The sequence below is a fragment of the Azospirillum sp. BE72 genome, assembly GCF_031455875.1.
Taxonomy (GTDB): Bacteria; Pseudomonadota; Alphaproteobacteria; order Azospirillales; family Azospirillaceae; genus Azospirillum.
This window is the reverse complement of the sequence record NZ_JAVDTO010000003.1, coordinates 120,006-136,679: the sequence shown is the minus strand read 5'-3', so window position 1 is coordinate 136,679 and position 16,674 is coordinate 120,006. Positions and strand designations below refer to the sequence as shown.

General features: G+C 69.3%; 17 protein-coding genes and 3 tRNA genes. 6 read left to right on the top strand and 14 right to left on the bottom strand.

Going from position 1 to position 16,674, the window contains the following annotated elements:
* Window positions 1–9: 9 nt before the first annotated feature.
* Window positions 10–2,058, bottom strand: coding sequence for a methyl-accepting chemotaxis protein (locus J2Y49_RS12150; protein WP_310115102.1), 2,049 nt, complete (start codon window positions 2,056–2,058; stop codon window positions 10–12).
* A 238-nt stretch (window positions 2,059–2,296) separates the two neighbouring features.
* Window positions 2,297–3,085: an SDR family oxidoreductase gene (locus tag J2Y49_RS12145; RefSeq protein ID WP_310115101.1), complete on the bottom strand. Its 789-nt coding sequence runs from the start codon at window positions 3,083–3,085 to the stop codon at window positions 2,297–2,299.
* A 335-nt stretch (window positions 3,086–3,420) separates the two neighbouring features.
* On the opposite strand from J2Y49_RS12145, the gene J2Y49_RS12140 reads away from it, so the two are divergent.
* Complete coding sequence (locus J2Y49_RS12140; RefSeq protein WP_310115100.1) at window positions 3,421–3,813, top strand: hypothetical protein; 393 nt, start codon at window positions 3,421–3,423, stop codon at window positions 3,811–3,813.
* Between the two features lie 178 nt (window positions 3,814–3,991).
* Window positions 3,992–5,221: a class I SAM-dependent RNA methyltransferase gene (locus J2Y49_RS12135; protein WP_310115099.1), complete on the top strand. Its 1,230-nt coding sequence runs from the start codon at window positions 3,992–3,994 to the stop codon at window positions 5,219–5,221.
* Between the two features lie 4 nt (window positions 5,222–5,225).
* Here the strand turns inward: J2Y49_RS12135 and J2Y49_RS12130 are convergent, their stop codons facing one another.
* On the bottom strand, window positions 5,226–6,686 hold the full coding sequence (locus J2Y49_RS12130) for a cytochrome P450 (protein ID WP_310115098.1): 1,461 nt from the start codon (window positions 6,684–6,686) through the stop codon (window positions 5,226–5,228).
* Between the two features lie 86 nt (window positions 6,687–6,772).
* Here J2Y49_RS12130 and J2Y49_RS12125 point away from each other — a divergent pair, with 86 nt between their 5' ends.
* Window positions 6,773–7,714, top strand: coding sequence for a hypothetical protein (locus tag J2Y49_RS12125; protein WP_310115097.1), 942 nt, complete (start codon window positions 6,773–6,775; stop codon window positions 7,712–7,714).
* A gap of 81 nt (window positions 7,715–7,795) precedes the next feature.
* Here the strand turns inward: J2Y49_RS12125 and J2Y49_RS12120 are convergent.
* From J2Y49_RS12120 to J2Y49_RS12100, 5 genes are all read right to left on the bottom strand, one after another.
* Window positions 7,796–7,871: transfer RNA gene (locus J2Y49_RS12120), tRNA-Glu, on the bottom strand.
* A 45-nt stretch (window positions 7,872–7,916) separates the two neighbouring features.
* Window positions 7,917–7,992 (bottom strand) — tRNA-Glu (locus J2Y49_RS12115).
* Between the two features lie 67 nt (window positions 7,993–8,059).
* Window positions 8,060–8,135: transfer RNA gene (locus J2Y49_RS12110), tRNA-Glu, on the bottom strand.
* Window positions 8,136–8,178: 43 nt separating this feature from the next.
* Window positions 8,179–9,213, bottom strand: a complete 1,035-nt coding sequence (locus J2Y49_RS12105) for a low specificity L-threonine aldolase (protein WP_310115096.1) — start codon at window positions 9,211–9,213, stop codon at window positions 8,179–8,181.
* A gap of 18 nt (window positions 9,214–9,231) precedes the next feature.
* Entirely contained in the window at window positions 9,232–9,564 is a 333-nt protein-coding gene (locus J2Y49_RS12100; protein ID WP_310115095.1) for a hypothetical protein, read from the bottom strand.
* A 76-nt stretch (window positions 9,565–9,640) separates the two neighbouring features.
* Here J2Y49_RS12100 and J2Y49_RS12095 point away from each other — a divergent pair, with 76 nt between their 5' ends.
* From J2Y49_RS12095 to J2Y49_RS12085, 3 genes are all read left to right on the top strand, one after another.
* Entirely contained in the window at window positions 9,641–10,681 is a 1,041-nt protein-coding gene (locus J2Y49_RS12095) for an RluA family pseudouridine synthase (RefSeq protein ID WP_310115094.1), read from the top strand.
* 163 nt (window positions 10,682–10,844) lie between these two features.
* Window positions 10,845–11,735 (top strand): RNA polymerase sigma factor RpoH, encoded by an 891-nt coding sequence (gene rpoH / locus J2Y49_RS12090; protein ID WP_310115093.1) that lies wholly within the window; start codon window positions 10,845–10,847, stop codon window positions 11,733–11,735.
* 29 nt (window positions 11,736–11,764) lie between these two features.
* The gene (locus tag J2Y49_RS12085; protein WP_310115092.1) at window positions 11,765–11,911 is read left to right on the top strand and encodes a hypothetical protein; all 147 of its coding nucleotides are present in this window, start codon (window positions 11,765–11,767) and stop codon (window positions 11,909–11,911) included.
* A gap of 29 nt (window positions 11,912–11,940) precedes the next feature.
* Here J2Y49_RS12085 and J2Y49_RS12080 read toward each other — a convergent pair whose 3' ends face one another.
* From J2Y49_RS12080 to J2Y49_RS12055, 6 genes are all read right to left on the bottom strand, one after another.
* The gene (locus J2Y49_RS12080) at window positions 11,941–12,285 is read right to left on the bottom strand and encodes a gamma-glutamylcyclotransferase family protein (RefSeq protein WP_310115091.1); all 345 of its coding nucleotides are present in this window, start codon (window positions 12,283–12,285) and stop codon (window positions 11,941–11,943) included.
* Window positions 12,286–12,303: 18 nt separating this feature from the next.
* Window positions 12,304–13,110 (bottom strand): PhzF family phenazine biosynthesis protein, encoded by an 807-nt coding sequence (locus tag J2Y49_RS12075; protein WP_310115090.1) that lies wholly within the window; start codon window positions 13,108–13,110, stop codon window positions 12,304–12,306.
* 75 nt (window positions 13,111–13,185) lie between these two features.
* Window positions 13,186–14,202 (bottom strand): threo-3-hydroxy-L-aspartate ammonia-lyase, encoded by a 1,017-nt coding sequence (locus J2Y49_RS12070; protein WP_310115089.1) that lies wholly within the window; start codon window positions 14,200–14,202, stop codon window positions 13,186–13,188.
* A gap of 48 nt (window positions 14,203–14,250) precedes the next feature.
* Window positions 14,251–14,685: a GNAT family N-acetyltransferase gene (locus tag J2Y49_RS12065; protein WP_310115088.1), complete on the bottom strand. Its 435-nt coding sequence runs from the start codon at window positions 14,683–14,685 to the stop codon at window positions 14,251–14,253.
* Window positions 14,686–14,689: 4 nt separating this feature from the next.
* Window positions 14,690–14,941, bottom strand: coding sequence for a DUF1127 domain-containing protein (locus J2Y49_RS12060; protein ID WP_310115087.1), 252 nt, complete (start codon window positions 14,939–14,941; stop codon window positions 14,690–14,692).
* A 303-nt stretch (window positions 14,942–15,244) separates the two neighbouring features.
* Window positions 15,245–16,660 carry an MFS transporter gene (locus J2Y49_RS12055; RefSeq protein ID WP_310115086.1) on the bottom strand — a complete coding sequence of 472 codons (1,416 nt, stop codon included), beginning with the start codon at window positions 16,658–16,660 and terminating at the stop codon, window positions 15,245–15,247.
* Window positions 16,661–16,674 lie beyond the last annotated feature (14 nt).

Genomic DNA, 16,674 nt, shown 5'->3' with positions numbered 1-16,674 from the left:
GCAGGCGCCTTACGCCGCGCGCACCGTCGCGATGAAGGTCCCGACCTCCCGGCGCAGCCGTTCCGCCTCGGCGGCCAGTTCCTGCGAGGTGCCGCGGACGCGGCCGGCGGCGTCGCCGGTCTCGTGAACGGCGGTGCTGACGCCGGCGATGTTGCTCGACACCTCCTCGGTGCCCTGGGCGGCCTGGGTGACGCTGCTGGCGATTTCCCGCGTGGCGGCCGCCTGTTCCTCGATGGCGGCGGCGATGGCGGTGGTGATCTCGCTCATGCGGCCGATGGTCCGGCCGATGCCGCCAATCGCCTTCTGGGCGCCGCCGGTCGTCTGCTGGATTTCCTGCACCTTGGCCTGGATCTCGTCCGTCGCCTTGGCGGTCTGGGTGGCCAGCGCCTTCACCTCGCTCGCCACGACGGCGAAGCCCTTGCCGGCCTCCCCTGCCCGCGCCGCCTCGATGGTGGCGTTCAGCGCCAGCAGGTTGGTTTGCGCTGCGATGCCGCTGATCAGCTCCACCACCGCGCCGATCTGCTCGGCGGCGGTCACCAGTTCGCGCATGGTGCGGTCGGCGCCGTCGGCGTCGGCCACCGCCTGGGTGGCGATGCGGGTAGAGTTCTCCACCTGCTGGCCGATCTCGGCGATGGAGGCCGACAGCTCCTCCGTCGCGGTGGCGACGGTCTGCACGTTGGCCGATGCCTGTTCCGACGCGCTGGCGACCAGCAGCGAGCGCTCGCTCGCCTCCTGCGCGGTGGCGGTCAGAGCGGTGGCGGCGTCGCGCATCCCGGTGGCGGCGTTGGCGACGGTGTCGACGATGCCCTTCACCGTGCTTTCGAAGGTGTCGGCCATCTGCATCATGGTCTGGCGGCGGTGCTCGGCGGCCTTGCGCTCGCTCTCCTCCTGCGCCTTGCGCATGCGCTCCATCTCCAGCGCGTTCGTCTTGAAGACCTGGAGCGAGCGGGCCAGCGCGCCGATCTCGTCCCGGCGCTCGTCGTCGGTGACGGCCACGCCGAGGTCGCCCTGGGCCAGACGCCCCATCGCCCCGGTGATGGCGCCGAGCGGCCGGGTGATGGCGCGCGAGATCGCCCAGGCCAGCAGCAGGCCGGCCAGCACGGCGACCACGGTCACCGCCGTGCCCCGCGATTCGGCTGCCGCGACCTCCTTGGCGGCGGTGCGCTCCAGCTGCGCCAGGATGTCTGCGGACTGGGTGCGGATAACGCCGATCTTCTCGCCGATCTGCTTGCCGGCCTTGCCCAACGTCTCTTCGTTCAGCGACTTCAGCTCGCCGCTCAGCACCGCGATGCGATCGATTCCCGTGCGGTAGGCGGGCAGCTTGGCGACGGCTGCGGCCAGCTTGGCCTTGACCGGCCCCTCCTCCATCCCGCCGCGCAACGCCTCGGCCTTCGCGGTCAGGTCGGCCAGATCCTTGCGGATGCGCTCCAGATCCTCGGCCTTGGTTTCCGCCACGAAGCGGGCGACCAGCACGCGGACCAGCAGGAACTGTTCGCTGACCTCGGCCGCGCGCACGGTGCGGTCCAGGTTGCCGCCGTCCTTCTCCGCCTTCACGGTGTCGCTCAGCGTGCGGCGGATGTCGGCGCCCAGCGTGTTCACCACCGACGCGACGATCTGGTCGCGTTCCGTCCGCGCGGCGACGAGACGGTCGAAACCGCCGGTCAGCGTCTGGCGTAGCGTGGCGATCTCCTGCGCCGCCTGAAGGTCGGACGAACGGGTCATCCGCGCGGTGGCGGCGTCCAGCTTCTGGCTGAACTTCTCCACGTCGCTGCGGAACCGGTCGGCCACCGCGGGGGAGCCGCTGGATACGAACTCCTCCGCCGAGCCCAGGGCGTCGGCCATGTTGGTGTCCGCCTCCGCCACCGTCATGGCGACGTGCGACTGCCCCGCATATTGGCGGAGCGCGTCGTCGCTCGACCGCAAGCCGGTCCAGGATACCGCCCCCAGCCCGACCAGAAGCGCCAGCGTGACGCCGAACCCGGTGTAGATCTTGGTCGCCGTATGCAGGTTGGCGAAGGGTCCGGCTTTGGCAGGCTGGTTCTGGCTGGTGGCGTTCATGATGGTGACCCCGGCTTCCACTGGCGATGGAGCGGTCTTTGGTTAGGCCGCTGATTGGGCAGTCACGTTACAAGATCAATGCCAAAGGACCATTAACGCCCAAGACGCTTTTCTACCCTACGAAAACGCCATTGGTTGACTGCGCGCGCCTCGACGGCCTGTCGCAATTTGCCAAAGCTCCTGATAATGCTTTGCAATTTGCCAGCTTCACCGCTCCGAAACTGCGAAGCTTCAGCCATTAGTTATAGAACTGTCCTCCATTCACCTCGATAACCTGCCCGGTGATGTAGCCGGCAAGCCGGCCGGAGGCGAGGAACAGGTAGGCGCCGACGCAATCCTGCGCCGTGCCCAGCCGCTTCAGCGGGATGCGCGCCGCGGTCTGCGTCAATTTGTCCGGGGTCGAGTAGCGCTGGTGGAAATCGGTGTCGATGGTGCCGGGGGACACGGCGTTGACACGGATGCCGTGCGGCGCCAGTTCCGTCGCCAGCGAGCGGGCGAGGCTGGCCTGGAAGGCCTTGGCGGCGCTGTAGAGCGACGACCCCGCGCTGCCCCCGGTCCGGCCGGAGATGGAGCCGGTGTTGACGATGGCCCCCTTCGACGCGATCAGCGCCGGCAGCGCCGTCCGGCTGGCGATGACGGCGGAGGCCGCGTTCAGGTCGAACTGCCGCTGCAGGAACTCGTCGTCGATGTCGCCCAGCGCCACCCGGCCCAGCATGGTGCCAGCATTGTTGACCAGCACATCCAGCCCGCCGAGCCGGTCCACCGCGCCTTCCACCACCCGGCGGACCTCCGCCTTGTCGGCGAAGTCGCCGGCCAGCGGGACCACTCCCGTCCCCATCCCCGCCGCCGCAGCCTCCAGCGCCGCCGCGTCGCGGCCGTGGATGGCGACACGGGCGCCGAGTTGGGCGAACGCCGCCGCCACCGCGGCGCCGATGCCGCGGCTGCTGCCGGTCACCAGAACCCGCTTGCCGCGGAACTCCTGCGCCAGCAGGTCGGCGGGCCAGTCGGCAAATTCGGTCGCGGTCATGAACGCATGCTCCCTGATGGCAGGCCGCCTTGGCATATGTTCGAAATCGAAAGGCGGCCTGATTGTTCGTGTTGCAATCCGATCATAGGGGGCGGCCCTCCACCCCGTCAATCCAGGGCTGGGCGGCGAGGGGACGATTGTTGTTTCCAGGCGAATAGTGTTGTCGGAACTGCTGGATTTATCCGGCGGCGGCAGACGGTTAACTCTGTGTTCACGGCCGACGCTCCCCGGCGCCGACCGGACGTCAACCTCCAGCCCCGCCCCGCGCCCGGCGACGAATCCCCCGTCGCCGGGCGCATCCCCCGGCAGGGCAGTCTTCGAATAAGGACATCATCATGTTCACGCAGAAGTTCGCCACCGCCGCCGTTGCCGCCGCCCTGTCGCTGTCGGCCCTGACCTTTGCCGCCGGCAGCGCCAATGCCGCCCAGGATGCCGGCTTCGACAGCCTGCTGGCCTCCACCTCCGCCGCCGTCGTCCAGGCCGATGCCCTGACCGCCGAGCGCACCGAGCGCGACGCCGCCCGCACCGCCCTGTCGGTCGCCCGCTCGCTCGCCGCCCAGGGCGACACCAAGGGTGCCAGCGCCTACCTGAACTTCGCCCGCGCCAAGCTCGGCCTCGGCAGCACGGCTCAGGACACTGTCGTCGGCCTGTCCGCCTCGGGCGACTCCACCGTCCGTACCGACGCCGTCCGCGGCAACGCCATCGCCTCGCACAGCTCCTACCGGTAACCTTTTACCGGTAACGCGTAGCTGACGTTCCCGAACCTGCCGCGGACGTCCGCCGACTGCCCCTCCGCCGACTGGCATGAGCGGCGGCGCCGCGCGGCGATCGGGACCACCTCCCGCCCACCCGCCGTTTCGCGAGAATCCTGTCGTAGACGGCCGGCCTTCGGGCTATGTAGGCGGGATGAACACCGAGCCAGACCACACCGGCCAAGATCACGCCGGCCAAGATTTCGAGATTTTCCTGGTGGCCGCCCCCGGCCTGGAATCCGTGCTGTGCGCGGAGGCCGTCGACCGCGGCTTCGCGAACCCCACCGCGGTGAAGGGCGGCGTGACGGTCACCGGCGGCTGGCCGGAGGTCTGGCGGGCGAACCTGGAACTGCGCGGCGCCACCCGCGTGCTGGCGCGCATCGCCTCCTTCCGCGCCTTCCATCTGGCGCAGCTGGACAAGCGGGCGCGCCGCGTTCCCTGGGCGCAAATCCTGCGCGCCGACGTGCCGGTGCGGGTCGAGGCCTCCTGCAAGGGCTCGCGCATCTACCATGCCGGCGCCGCCGCCCAGCGCATCGAACGCGCCATCGCCGAGGAACTCGGCGCCCCCATCGTCAAGGCCGCTCCCAAGCCCACCGGCAAGAACGCCGCCAAGTCCGCCGCCAAGGACGCGCCGGAGGAGGACACCCGCGCCGTCCAGATCGCCGTCCAGATCAAGGCGCGCATCGACGACGACCTCTGCACCATCAGCGTCGACAGCTCCGGCGAGTCGCTGCACAAGCGCGGCCACAAGGAAGCGGTCAACAAGGCGCCGATGCGCGAAACGCTGGCGGCCCTGTTCCTGCGCCAGTGCGGCTATGACGGGCGCGAGCCGGTCCCCGTGGTGGATCCCATGTGCGGCTCCGGCACCTTCGTCATCGAGGCCGCCGAGATCGCCGCCGGCCTGAAGCCCGGCCGTTCCCGTTCCTTCGCCTTCGAACAGCTTGCCAATTTCGACCCCGCCGTCTGGCGGAGCCTGCGCGGCGACGGCACGGCCACCGCGCCCGCCGTCCGCTTTTACGGCAGCGACCGCGATGCCGGCGCCATTGCCATGAGCCGCGCCAACGCCGAACGCGCCGGCGTCTCCGCCTGGACCGACTTCGCCCACCACGCCATCAGCGACCTAACCCCGCCGGAGGGTCCCCCCGGCCTCGTCATCGTCAACCCGCCCTACGGCGCCCGCATCGGCGAGGGCAAGTCCCTGATCCCGCTCTACCACGCCATGGGGCAGACGCTGAAAACGCGCTTCGCCGGCTGGCGGGTGGGCATCGTCACCAACGAAGCGGCCCTAGCGAAGGCGACGGAACTGCCCTTCAAGGAGGGCGGGGTGTCGGTGTCGAACGGCGGCATCCGGGTCACGCTGTACCAGACCGATCCCCTGCCCTGATCGCTCACCCGCCGGTCACCGCCGACACCCGCAGGCGCAGCGGCTCGTCCGGCCGCAGCGACACCCGCATGACCGGCTGCGGCGTCGTCGTGCCTGAGGGGACCGAGAAGGCGAAGCGTTGCAGCATCATCGCTGCCATCACCGTCATCTCGGTCATCGCCAGATGCTGGCCCAGGCAGACGCGCGGACCGGCCCCGAACGGCAGATAGGCCCCGCGCGGGATGGACGGTGAACCCGGCGGCGCACCGGGTGCGAAGCGCTCCGGCCGGAAGGCGAGCGGATCGGGGAACCAGCGCGGATCGTGCTGAATTGCCTGCACCGGCAGCAGGAACAGGGTGCGGGCCGGGAATTGCCAGCCGCCCAGCGTGATCGGCCGGGTGGAGCGGCGGGTACTGAGCACCGGTGCCGCCGGATAGAGGCGCATGGTCTCCTGGATCGTCTGCGTCAGGTACGGCAGCTCCGCCAGCCTTTCGGCCGTCGGCTCCCGCCCCATCAGCACGCGGCACACCTCGTCCCGCGCCGCGGTCTGCGCCGACGGGTTCGCGGCCATGCACCACGCCCACCAGATCAGCGTGGCCGCCGTGGTTTCGTGACCGGCCAGGAAGATCGTCATGCACTCGTCCCGCACGCCGTCCAGACGCCACTCCGTCCCGTCCCCCCGATGCGCATGCAGCAGACGGGTCAGCAGATCGTCGGGCCAGCTTTCGGGCGAAAGGGCCAGCCGCGCCCGCACATGGCGGTCGATCAGGCTGCGAAGCGCGGCCAAGCCACGCCGCTTGGCCCGCTTCCAGGGCACCCAGTCCGGCCAACTCGCCGGCCAGTACAGTTCGGCATTGGCGGCGCGAAGGACGGTGTGCACCGCCTCCTCCGCCATGCGGGCCTCCCCGCCGATCGGGTGCGAGAACAGCATCCGGGCGATCACGTCCATGGCAAGGGCGGTGAAGTCGCTTCCGATCTCGCGAATTTCGCCCTCCTCCCTGTCGCCGGAAGGCCAGTGGGAGAGCAGCCGGCCGGTCGCCTCGACGATGGCGGGAACGAAGCCCTGCACCGCCCTGTGCTGGAAAGCCGGCTGCAGGGCCTGACGCCGGGCGCGCCACTCCTCCCCTTCCGCGACGAACAGGCTGCGGCCCTGCAGGCGCCTGAACACGCCGATGCCGCGCTCCCAGCGGATCAGCGCGTCATGATGCGCGACTAGAAGCTCGCGGGCGAGGTCCGGATGGCCGACGATGACCTGATGCTCCGGCCAGATGCGCAGGTGCACCAGATCGCCATACGCGCGATGCCACCCGTCGAGCGCGGCGGGCAGGTCGCGGCGCATGCGCGCCAGATGGCTCCAGCCGGTCGGGCGGGACGGCGGCCCCGGCGGCCAGTGTCCGGGAGACGGGGTTTCGGGCAGTTGCGATGCCGGCACGGGGGACGGCGCATCCCCGTGGAACGGGCAGGTCGAGGACGATGATGTGGTCATGGCCGCCAGTGTCCACGCAAGCGAGCCGCCCGTATTGAACGCAACCGACATCGACGCCGCAGGATCCCTGCGGCTATGATCCCGCCATGCTTTCGCTGTCACCCCCACCAGCGCCGCCGGCCGTCCCCTGCCCCGATCCGCTGGCGCGCGCTCCCCGCGTCTGCGCAGGTTTGGACCGCGCGCAGCTGTATCTTGCGCCGCTGACGCTGCAGGGGGCGGCGACGGCGATCATCTGCCGCGACACCCGCGGGATCGGCTTGGACGACTGGCAGCGGCTGTCGCATTTCCCCGCATCGCCGCTGCTCTGCCTGTCCTGGTTCCAGGGCATGGAATCGGGCATCGTCGAGCGCGCGGCCGGCGGCCCACGCTGGCGTCCGTTCGGAACGGCAACGGTGCTGTCCGGCAGCCAGTCGCACCCGTTCGTCAGCTGGTCGCCGACGACCGGCCGCGCCGGGATGCTGTGCTTCCCGGCCGACGTGGCGCGCGCCCTGTTCGGCATCGATCCGGCCATGGTCCACGACCGCTTCGTCGACGCACGCGGGGTGCTGGCCGCCGGCTGGCACCCGCTGCTGGACGCGCTGCTCGACGCCGACAGCGACGCAGCCACGCTTTCGGCGCTGGAGAGTCATCTGGCCGAGCGCTGGCGGACGCTTCAGGATGGGCGGTCGCCGGTTCCCGCGCTGCGCCGCTTCGGCCGTCATTGGGTGGAGCGGCTTGCGTGGCAGGCCCACCAGTGGCGACGCACCCACGGCTCCCGTCAGGTCGAACGCCGCATCATGGCGCACAGCGGCCGGTCCCTGCGGCACTGGCAGACCCTGGTCCGAACCGAAGGCGTCTTCTTCACCGCCCGCGACCGCCACGAGGCGGGCCATCCGCTGGATTGGGCCGATCTGGCCCAGGAGGAGGGCTTCGCCGACCAAGCCCACATGTGCCGCGCCACCAAGCGCATCACCGGCTTTTCACCGACCGACTTCGCCCGGCGGTTCGCGGAGGACGAGGCGTTTTGGCTTTACCGGGTGTGGGTTTGAAAGTGGGGATTGTTGGAATGAAAATAAAAAAGCCCCGCAAATCCGCGAGGCTATGGCATTCCGAAGTAAAACAGGCCGAAGTGGCGTCCCCGACGGGAGTCGAACCCGTGTCGCCGCCGTGAAAGGGCGGTGTCCTAGGCCTCTAGACGACGGGGACGTTGTACCTTCAAGCCCGCGCTCAATAACGCATCCAGCGCGTGGATGGCGTCCCCTAGGGGAGTCGAACCCCTGTTACCGCCGTGAGAGGGCGGTGTCCTAGGCCTCTAGACGAAGGGGACGTCTGGTCCCGATGTATGAAGCGGCGGTGGAGGCTGCCACCGGCCGCTCGACCCAACCTTGGAAGGTTGGCGTCCCCTAGGGGAGTCGAACCCCTGTTACCGCCGTGAGAGGGCGGTGTCCTAGGCCTCTAGACGAAGGGGACGTCATCGGCGTGGGCGGGTTTCTAACCAAGCCCGCCCCGCCGATCAAGCCTTTTCTTGCAGGCTGCGCAAAATACCCAGCAAACCGTCCACCGCCGCCGCCGGCGTGTCGAACGCCGTCACGAACCGCGCGGTGCCGTCGTCCCAGCGGTAGAAGCCGTAGCCGGCCCCCTCCAGCGCCTCGGCATAAGGCGCCGGCAGGCGGACGAACAGCTCGTTGGCCTCCACCGGATGGGCCAGCTCGACGCCGGGAAGCGCGGTCAGGCCGGCGGCCAAGCGGTCGGCCATGGCGTTGGCGTGGGCGGCGAGGGTCAGCCACAGGCCGTCGGCCAGCCAGGCGTCGAGCTGCGCCGACAGGAAGCGCATCTTCGACACCAGATGGCCGCCGCGCTTGCGGCCGAAGCCGAAATCCTCGGCCATCGCCGGGTTGAAGAACACTACCGCCTCGGCGGCGAGGCAGCCGCCCTTGGTGCCGCCCAACGTCAGCACGTCGACCCCGGCGCGCCATGTCACGTCGGCCGGGGCGCAGCCCAGACGGGCGATGGCGTTGGCGAAGCGGGCGCCGTCCATATGCACGGCCATGCCGTTGGAATGGGCGGTCTCGACCAGCGCCTCGACCTCCGCCGGGGTATAGACGGTGCCGGCCTCCGTCGCCTGGGTCAGGCTGAGCGCGGCGGGCTGGACGCGGTGGACCACGCCGACGCCGGCCTTGGCGATGTGGCGCGACACCGCGTCGGGCGTCAACTTGCCGTGCGCGCCGGCCAGGGGGACCAGCTTGGCGCCGCCGGTGAAGAACTCCGGCGCGCCGCACTCGTCGATGGTGATGTGGGCCTCGTCATGGCACAGCACGGCGCCAAAGGGCGGCACCAGCGCCGACAGCGCCAGCGAGTTGGCTGCGGTGCCGGTGGCGACCGGGAAGACTGCGACCTCGGTCTCGAAGATCGCGCACAGCCGCTCCGTCACCCGCGCGGTCCAGGCGTCGTTGCCGTAGGGGGAAGCGGTGCCGGACGATGCTGCTGCCAGCGCCGTCATCACCTGCGGAGCGGCACCGGCGACGTTGTCGCTGCGGAAGTCATGCATGATCGGGAACCCCGTTCTTCAAGGAGCCGCCCTGCTGGAAACGGGGCCGGCGGTGATGGTGGCGGTGACGGCGCCGCTGCGCGGGTCCATCAGGTAAAGGCGGTCCGGCCCCTGCGGCAGGCTCACCTTGAACAGGACGCGGTTGCCGACCACCACGAGCTCGCCGATGCGGGAGCCGGCCGGGACGTCCAGCGTCACGTCGACGGCGGCCTCTGCCGGAGCGGGGGCGATGGCGGTCAGCGAGGCGCGGTTGGGGTCCGACATCCGCTTGTAGAGCTCCACCCCCAAAAAGGTGAAGCCGGCGACGATCAGAACGCCCATGATGACGATGAGTGCCTTGAGGATCTGCACGGTTTGGGGTCCACTCCCGGACGATTGAAACAGGACGCGACACGCACGCCCGATGGCCGCCAAAACACCCGCCGAAATGCCTGACGACATGTCGGACGACTTCTTCGATCCGGAGGACGGCGGTTCGCCCGCCGGAACCGCCGGGCCGCTGGCCTATACGATTCCCGACGAGGCGGCCGGCCAACGGCTGGACAAGGCGCTGGCCGCCGGTCTGCCGGACCTGTCGCGGTCGCGCGTCCAGGCCCTGCTGGAACAGGGCTGCGTGCGCGGCGACGGCCGGACGATAACGGACCCGTCCCTGAGGGTCAAACCCGGCCAGACCTTCGAGGTGCAGGTGCCGGGGGCGGAAACCGCCGAACCGGTGCCGCAGGACATCCCGATCGACGTGGTGTACGAGGATGCCGACGTGCTGGTGATCGACAAGCCGGCCGGCCTCGTCGTGCATCCCGCCGCCGGCAACCCGGACGGCACGCTGGTCAACGCCCTGCTGGCCCATTGCGGCGACAGCCTGTCCGGCATCGGCGGGGTGAAGCGGCCGGGCATCGTCCATCGGCTGGACAAGGACACCAGCGGCCTGATGGTGGTCGCCAAGAACGACCGCGCCCACCATGGCCTGTCGGAGCAATTCTCCGACCGCACGCTGAGCCGCACCTATATGGCGCTGGTCTGGGGCGTGCCCAACCCGACGCAGGGCCGGATCGAGGGCAACATCGGCCGCAGCAGCGCCGACCGCAAGAAGATGGCGGTGGTGACCGGCGGCGGAAAACACGCCGCCACCAAGTACCGCGTGCTGAAGAGCTTCGGCATGGCGGCCTCGCTGGTGGAATGCGTGCTGGAGACCGGGCGCACCCACCAGATCCGCGTCCACCTGACCCACATCGGCCATCCGCTGGTCGGCGACCCGCTCTATGGCCGCGGGCGGTCGGGACGGCCGGGAGGCAAATTCGCCTCGCTGCTGCCGGAACCGGTGCGGAGCGGACTTGTTGGGTTTTCGCGACAGGCGCTGCATGCCGCGGCGCTGACCTTCCGTCATCCGGTCAGTGGCGAGATCGTGACCTTCCGCTCCCCAATCCCGGCGGATATTCATGAACTAATTGTCACCTTGGAGACGGTTTAAAACGATACACCGGGAAATCTTTCTTGGTTAGACTCCCGGTCAATGGCGAGGTTCCGCCGCCCGCTCATTGAGAGGGGCCTATGGAACCCGCGCTGAAGAACGGCAGTGTGCGCATGAATTCATGTCGGCGCGCACCGGCCGTCATAAAGGGAGTTTTAGAACCATGGCGACGGCGTCCAACCTTCCGGCGATCGGGTCCGAAAGCAATCTGTCCCGCTATCTCCAGGAGATCCGCAAGTTCCCGATGCTGGAACCGGAGCGGGAATACATGCTGGCCAAGCGGTGGCAGCAGCATGAGGATTCCGGCGCCGCCCACCAGCTCGTCACCAGCCATCTGCGGTTGGTCGCCAAGATCGCCATGGGATACCGCGGCTACGGCCTGCCTCTGTCGGAACTGATCTCCGAAGGCAATGTCGGCATGATGCAGGCGGTGAAGCGCTTCGATCCCGACCGCGGATTCCGGCTGGCGACCTACGCCATGTGGTGGATTCGCGCGGCGATCCAGGAATACATCCTGCACAGCTGGTCGCTGGTGAAGATGGGCACCACCGCCGCCCAGAAGAAGCTGTTCTTCAACCTGCGCCGGCTGAAGGGCCAGATGCAGGCGATCGAGGAGGGCGACCTGTCGCCGGAGCAGGTCCACGCCATCGCCACCAAGCTGGACGTGCCGGAACAGGACGTCGTCAACATGAACCGGCGCCTCGCCAGCCCCGACCATTCGCTGAATGCGCCCTTGCGGGCGGAAAGCGAGGGCGAATGGCAGGATTTCCTGGTCGACGAGACCGCCAGCCAGGAAATCACGCTGGCCGACCGCGAGGAGTTGGGCAAGCGCCGCAAGCTGCTGGCGAACGCCATGACCGCGCTGAACGACCGCGAACGCGACATCCTGACCGAACGCCGCCTGCGCGAGGCGCCGACGACGCTGGAAGACCTGTCGCAGAAATACGGCATCAGCCGCGAGCGCGTCCGCCAGATCGAGGTCCGCGCCTTCGAAAAGCTGCAGAAGGCGATCAAGGCCGCCGCGGTCGAGCAGAAGATGGAGACGGAGGCGTAAGGGGCAAACCCGGCCGCCGACAGCGCGTTATGACCAGGACCAAGCAGGACGGCGAGGTTACCCTCGCGACCGTCGATCCCGGCGATCTGCCGGCCTTCAAGGCGGATATGGAGGCGTCCTTCGCGGTCGCCGTCATCGAGGAGTTCGGGTTCCGCTTCGAAAAGGTGATGCGATAGCGGCGGCCAAGCGGTGACGGACGGCGCCCTTACGCCTTCACATACACCCAGGCCTCCGCCCCCGACTTCAGGCGGACCATGACGCGCCTGTATTCCGCGACCTCATAGGAATCGGCGGCGGCCAACTCCGCCGCGGTGATCTCGAACAGGGTGCCGGCCACCTCGTCCGTCGGGTCGCCGCTTTCGCTGACCACGGGGTGAAAACGTTTGCCGCTGGTGCGGATCACTTCCGGATCGGTGATCTCCAGCATGTCGCAGCGGTATCCCGGCATGGCGTCCGCCCGCCCGGCCAACAGCCGGCCGAAGGACGCCATCTGCACGTTCTCCTGCTGCAAGGTGCCGTAGGAGAAGAGAAGCACGGAATTGTCGGACATGGCTGCTTCTCCCCCGCCTCACACCAGGATCGAGCCTTCCAGATACAGCACCGCCCGCCCGCCGATCTTCACCCGGTCGCCGGCCAGTTCGCACAGCAGGTCGCCGCCGCGGGCCGAGACCTGACGCGCCTTCAGCACCGTCTTGCCCAGCCGCTCCGCCCAATAGGGGGTCAGCATGCAGTGGGTGGAGCCGGTGACCGGGTCTTCCGGGATGCCCTGGGCCGGGGCGAACAGGCGCGAGACGAAATCGACCCCGTCCTCGCCCGGTGCGGTGACGCAGACGGCCCACATATCCAGCTTCGACAGCAGCGCCATGTCCGGCGCCAGCGCCCGCACCGCGTTGGCCGATTCGTAGACCACCAGATAATCGCGCCCGCTCAGGATCGCGACCGGCGCCGGGCCTCCCAGCGCCGCCAGCAGGTTGGGGTCGGGGCGCTCCGCCGGGCTGGCGGGCCGGTTGGGGAAGTCCAGCGTGTAGCGGTCGCCGTCGCGGGTGACGGTCAGCGTGCCGGCCTGCCGGGTGGCGAAGTCCATATGGGCGCGGCCGGGCTCCAGAATCGTGGAGATGACGAAGGCGGTCGCCAGCGTCGCGTGGCCGCACAGATCGACCTCCACCGCCGGGGTGAACCAGCGCAGCTCGTAGCCATCTCCAGCACGGATGAAGAAGGCGGTCTCCGCCAGATTGTTCTCCGCCGCGATGGCCTGGAGCTGCGAATCGGGCAGCCAGGATTCCAGCGGCACGACCGCCGCCGGGTTGCCGGCGAAGACGCGGTCGGTGAAGGCATCGACCTGATAGATGGGCAGGCGCGTGGCTTTCCCGGTCATGGGATGAATCCCTTACGTCTTGGGGGAATAAGTCGATGAGGTGCCAATTCCATCTCCCGGCGCGGGAGAGGGAGGTCAGCCAGCCTGCACCAGCGATGCGAAGCGGGAGAGGTCGACGTTGCCGCCGGTGATGACGATCCCGACGCGCTTGCCGCGCACATCCAGCTTGCCGGACAGCACAGCGGCGGCGGCGAGGCAACCGGTCGGCTCCACCAGCATCTTCATCCGGCTGGCGAAGAAACGCATGGCGTCGACCAGCTGGTCGTCGGTGACCGTGTCGATGTCGTCGACCAGCCGCTGCATCACGGGGAAGGTCAGCTGGCCGACCGCACGGCTCTGGGCGCCGTCGGCGATGGTCTTCGGCGGTTCGATGCGGACGATGCCGCCGCTGCGCAGGCTCTGCTGGGCGTCGTTGCCGGCCTCCGGCTCGATGCCGATGACGCGGCAGCCGGGGCTCAGCGTCTTCGCCGCCACCGCGCAGCCAGCCAGCAGCCCGCCGCCGCTGGTCGGCACCACCAGCAGGTCCAGCGGTGCCCCGCCCCCCGCCAGAACCTCCTCGATCAGTTCCTTGGCGACGGTGCCCTGGCCGGCCATCACATGCGGGTGGTCGAAGGGCGGGATGTAGGTGCCGCCCCGCTCCTCCAGCACGCGGGCGACGGCGGCGTCGGGCGGCTCGGCATAGCGGTCGTACAGCACCACGTCGGCGCCATAGCCGCGCGTCGCCGCCAGCTTGGCCGCCGGGGCGTCCTGGGGCATGACGATGGTGGCCTTCACCCGCAGCATCGACGCCGCAAGCGCGATGGCCTGGGCGTGGTTGCCGGACGAATAGGCGACGACGCCGACCGCGCGCTGGACGGCCGTGAAGCGGGCGATGGCATTGTAGGCGCCGCGGATTTTGAAAGCGCCGGTGCGCTGGAAATTCTCGCACTTGAACAGCAGCTCGCCGCCGGTCAGCGTGTCGGCGGTGCGGCTGGTCAGCACCGGAGTACGGTGGGCGACGCCGGCGATCCGCTCCGCCGCGCTCGCCACGTCGGCGTAGGAGATGGCGAGGCCCGTGGTGTCGGCCACGCGGTTGCTCATGATGTCGGGCATGGCGGCGATGCTCCCCCCTTGTCCTATTCCAAGGTCTTAGTCCAGGCCTTATTCCAGGTCGGTGAACAGGAAGGCCTGCTCGTGCCGCTTCAGCCCGGCCTGCTCGTAGAAGCTGATGGCCTTGGGCGCCGACAGCAGCAGGCACATGGTGCCCTCCCCCATCGCGTCGCGGGTGCGGCGCATCAGCTCCTTGCCGATGCCGCGCCCCTGCAGGGCGCGGTCGACGGCGAGGTCGGACAGGTAGCAGCAATAGACGAAGTCGGTGATCGACCGGGCAACGCCAACCAGCCGGCCCTGGTCCCTTGCGGTGACGATCAGGCCGGCGTTGCGCAGCATCGCCTCCACCCGCGGGCGGTCGCCCACGGGCCGGCGCTCGGCCAGCCCGGAGCGTTCCAGAACGTCGATGAAATCGTCCGCAGTCAGATCCGGTTCGACCGCGTAGTCGATCCGAATGGCGTCGCCGTGAATGGATTCATTGGCCATCGTCTCATCCCCGCCAGAACGGCTTCGACACTTCCTGTTCCACCTCGGCCCGGCTGACGCCGATGTCCTTCAGCAGATGGTCGTCGAGGCTCATCAACGCATGGCGTTGTTTGCGCCGTTCCAGCGCGGAAAACAACACATCGAGCAGCCGCCAGAGGGGGCGCGAGGCGACACGGGTGACGCGGTCGGCGGCCGGGACGGCGCCCGGGGCTGCCGTGAAAGTGCCGGAACTGCGGGTCACGTCGGTGTGGCGCATCGGATCCTCCATAATCAGGCGCACATTGCTCGAACAATCGAGACAATCGGGATTATGGAGACGTAATCGGCGGGGTCAAACGGAACATTGTCACCATTACATTTCCGATATCGGATGTATCTTTTCGGCCACAGGAGGGAATCGGCCTCCCACCTGACCGAAGAAACCCTTGAGATACGAAGGATTTCATCGGTCCGGCCGGGATTGGTTCGCACCCGCGGATGGTCTGCATGACAAGCCACGGGCAACCAGCGGGATTGTCATGGTGGCATTGTCACGGTCATCAGGCTCCCGAACCGGCGCTTACCGCCGCCGCGCCACCCCGATGGCAATGACGAACGCCACGGCGATCAGCCCGCCCGCGACGGCGAAGGTCGTCCGGGTTCCCGCCGCGACGGCGTACGGCGCCGCGACCGCCACCTCCGCCCCCACCCCCAGCGTGAACACCGCCCCCATCGCCGAGGCGCCGGTGACGAGCCCCAGATTGCGCGAGAGATTGAGCAGCCCCGACACCACGCCGCGCCGGTCCTTCTCCACATCCGCCATCACCGCCGTGTTGTTGGCGGTCTGGAACAGCGCATAGCCGGCGGTGACTACGGCAATCGGTACACCATACCCGGCCACGCCGAGCGTCGCCGGCAGCAGCGCCAGCAGGATGCAGCCAGCCGCCACCGCACTCAGTCCCAGGATCGTCATCCTCTCCACGCCGAACCGGTCGACCAGCCGCCCGGCGGGCACACCGGTCAGCGCCGCCACCAGCGGTCCCGCCGACATGACGATCCCCACCGCCGCCGCTCCCAACCCCAGGGCACGGGCGAGGTGGAACGGCCCCACCACCAGCGTCGCCATCAGCACGGTCGCCACCAGCATGCTGATCAGCAGACGGCCGCACAGCGCCCGGTCGCGCAGCATGCCGATCCGCAGCAGCGGCGATGCCGTCCGTGCCTCCACCGCCCTTTCCACCGCCAGGAACAGCGCCACCCCACCGGCCGCCGCCAGCAGCAGCACGGAATCGAGCCAGCCGCGCCCGCCGGTCATCGCCAGCGCATAGGCCGCGAGCGTCAGCGCGAGGATCAGCGTGCCGGCGATGTCGAACCTCCCCTGCCCGCCTCCCGTCTCCACCCGGTCGGCCGGCAGGTGGCGCCGCACCAGCAGGAAGGCCGCCACCCCCGGCGGCACGGTGGCGAGGAAGATCGCCGGCCAGCCGAACGCCGCGATCAGCACACCGCCCAGCGACGGGCCGAGTGCGGTGCCGAGCGCCGACATGGTTCCCATCAGCCCCATGGCCCGGCCGATGCGCGCCTTGGGCACCGTGTCGCCGACGAAGGCGGTGGCGAGTGCCATCATCACCGCCGCCCCCAGCCCCTGCACCGCCCTTGCGGCGACCAGCATCCACAGGCCGGACGCCGCACCCGCCACGGACGACGACGCCGTGAACAGGGCGATGCCCGCCAGCAGCAGGCGCCGCCGGCCGACCAGATCCCCCAGCCGTCCCACCCCGACGATCAGCGTGGTGATCGACAGCAGATAAGCCAGCACCACCCACTGCACCTCGCGGAACGGCACTTCGAACGCCAACGCCAGCGCCGGCAGACCGACATTGGCGATACTGGTGCCGAGCGAGGACAGCAGCGTCGCCAGCGCCAGACCGGCCAGCCCCCAACGCATCGTCCCGCCTGTTGCGGCGACCTCCTCCCCCTGCGCAAGCGCTTGTCTCATGACACCCTCCTTCA

Coding starts and splice junctions, on each gene's coding strand:
- J2Y49_RS12080 (WP_310115091.1), bottom strand. CDS start 12,285: ATGTCCGACAATTCCGTGCTTCTCTTCTCCTACGGCACCTTGCAGCAG.
- J2Y49_RS12125 (WP_310115097.1), top strand. CDS start 6,773: ATGCTTTCGCTGTCACCCCCACCAGCGCCGCCGGCCGTCCCCTGCCCC.
- J2Y49_RS12150 (WP_310115102.1), bottom strand. CDS start 2,058: ATGAACGCCACCAGCCAGAACCAGCCTGCCAAAGCCGGACCCTTCGCC.
- J2Y49_RS12060 (WP_310115087.1), bottom strand. CDS start 14,941: ATGCGCCACACCGACGTGACCCGCAGTTCCGGCACTTTCACGGCAGCC.
- J2Y49_RS12085 (WP_310115092.1), top strand. CDS start 11,765: ATGACCAGGACCAAGCAGGACGGCGAGGTTACCCTCGCGACCGTCGAT.
- J2Y49_RS12070 (WP_310115089.1), bottom strand. CDS start 14,202: ATGCCCGACATCATGAGCAACCGCGTGGCCGACACCACGGGCCTCGCC.
- J2Y49_RS12105 (WP_310115096.1), bottom strand. CDS start 9,213: ATGCATGACTTCCGCAGCGACAACGTCGCCGGTGCCGCTCCGCAGGTG.
- J2Y49_RS12140 (WP_310115100.1), top strand. CDS start 3,421: ATGTTCACGCAGAAGTTCGCCACCGCCGCCGTTGCCGCCGCCCTGTCG.
- J2Y49_RS12145 (WP_310115101.1), bottom strand. CDS start 3,085: ATGACCGCGACCGAATTTGCCGACTGGCCCGCCGACCTGCTGGCGCAG.
- J2Y49_RS12075 (WP_310115090.1), bottom strand. CDS start 13,110: ATGACCGGGAAAGCCACGCGCCTGCCCATCTATCAGGTCGATGCCTTC.
- J2Y49_RS12055 (WP_310115086.1), bottom strand. CDS start 16,660: ATGAGACAAGCGCTTGCGCAGGGGGAGGAGGTCGCCGCAACAGGCGGG.
- rpoH (WP_310115093.1), top strand. CDS start 10,845: ATGGCGACGGCGTCCAACCTTCCGGCGATCGGGTCCGAAAGCAATCTG.
- J2Y49_RS12135 (WP_310115099.1), top strand. CDS start 3,992: ATGAACACCGAGCCAGACCACACCGGCCAAGATCACGCCGGCCAAGAT.
- J2Y49_RS12095 (WP_310115094.1), top strand. CDS start 9,641: ATGCCTGACGACATGTCGGACGACTTCTTCGATCCGGAGGACGGCGGT.
- J2Y49_RS12130 (WP_310115098.1), bottom strand. CDS start 6,686: ATGACCACATCATCGTCCTCGACCTGCCCGTTCCACGGGGATGCGCCG.
- J2Y49_RS12065 (WP_310115088.1), bottom strand. CDS start 14,685: ATGGCCAATGAATCCATTCACGGCGACGCCATTCGGATCGACTACGCG.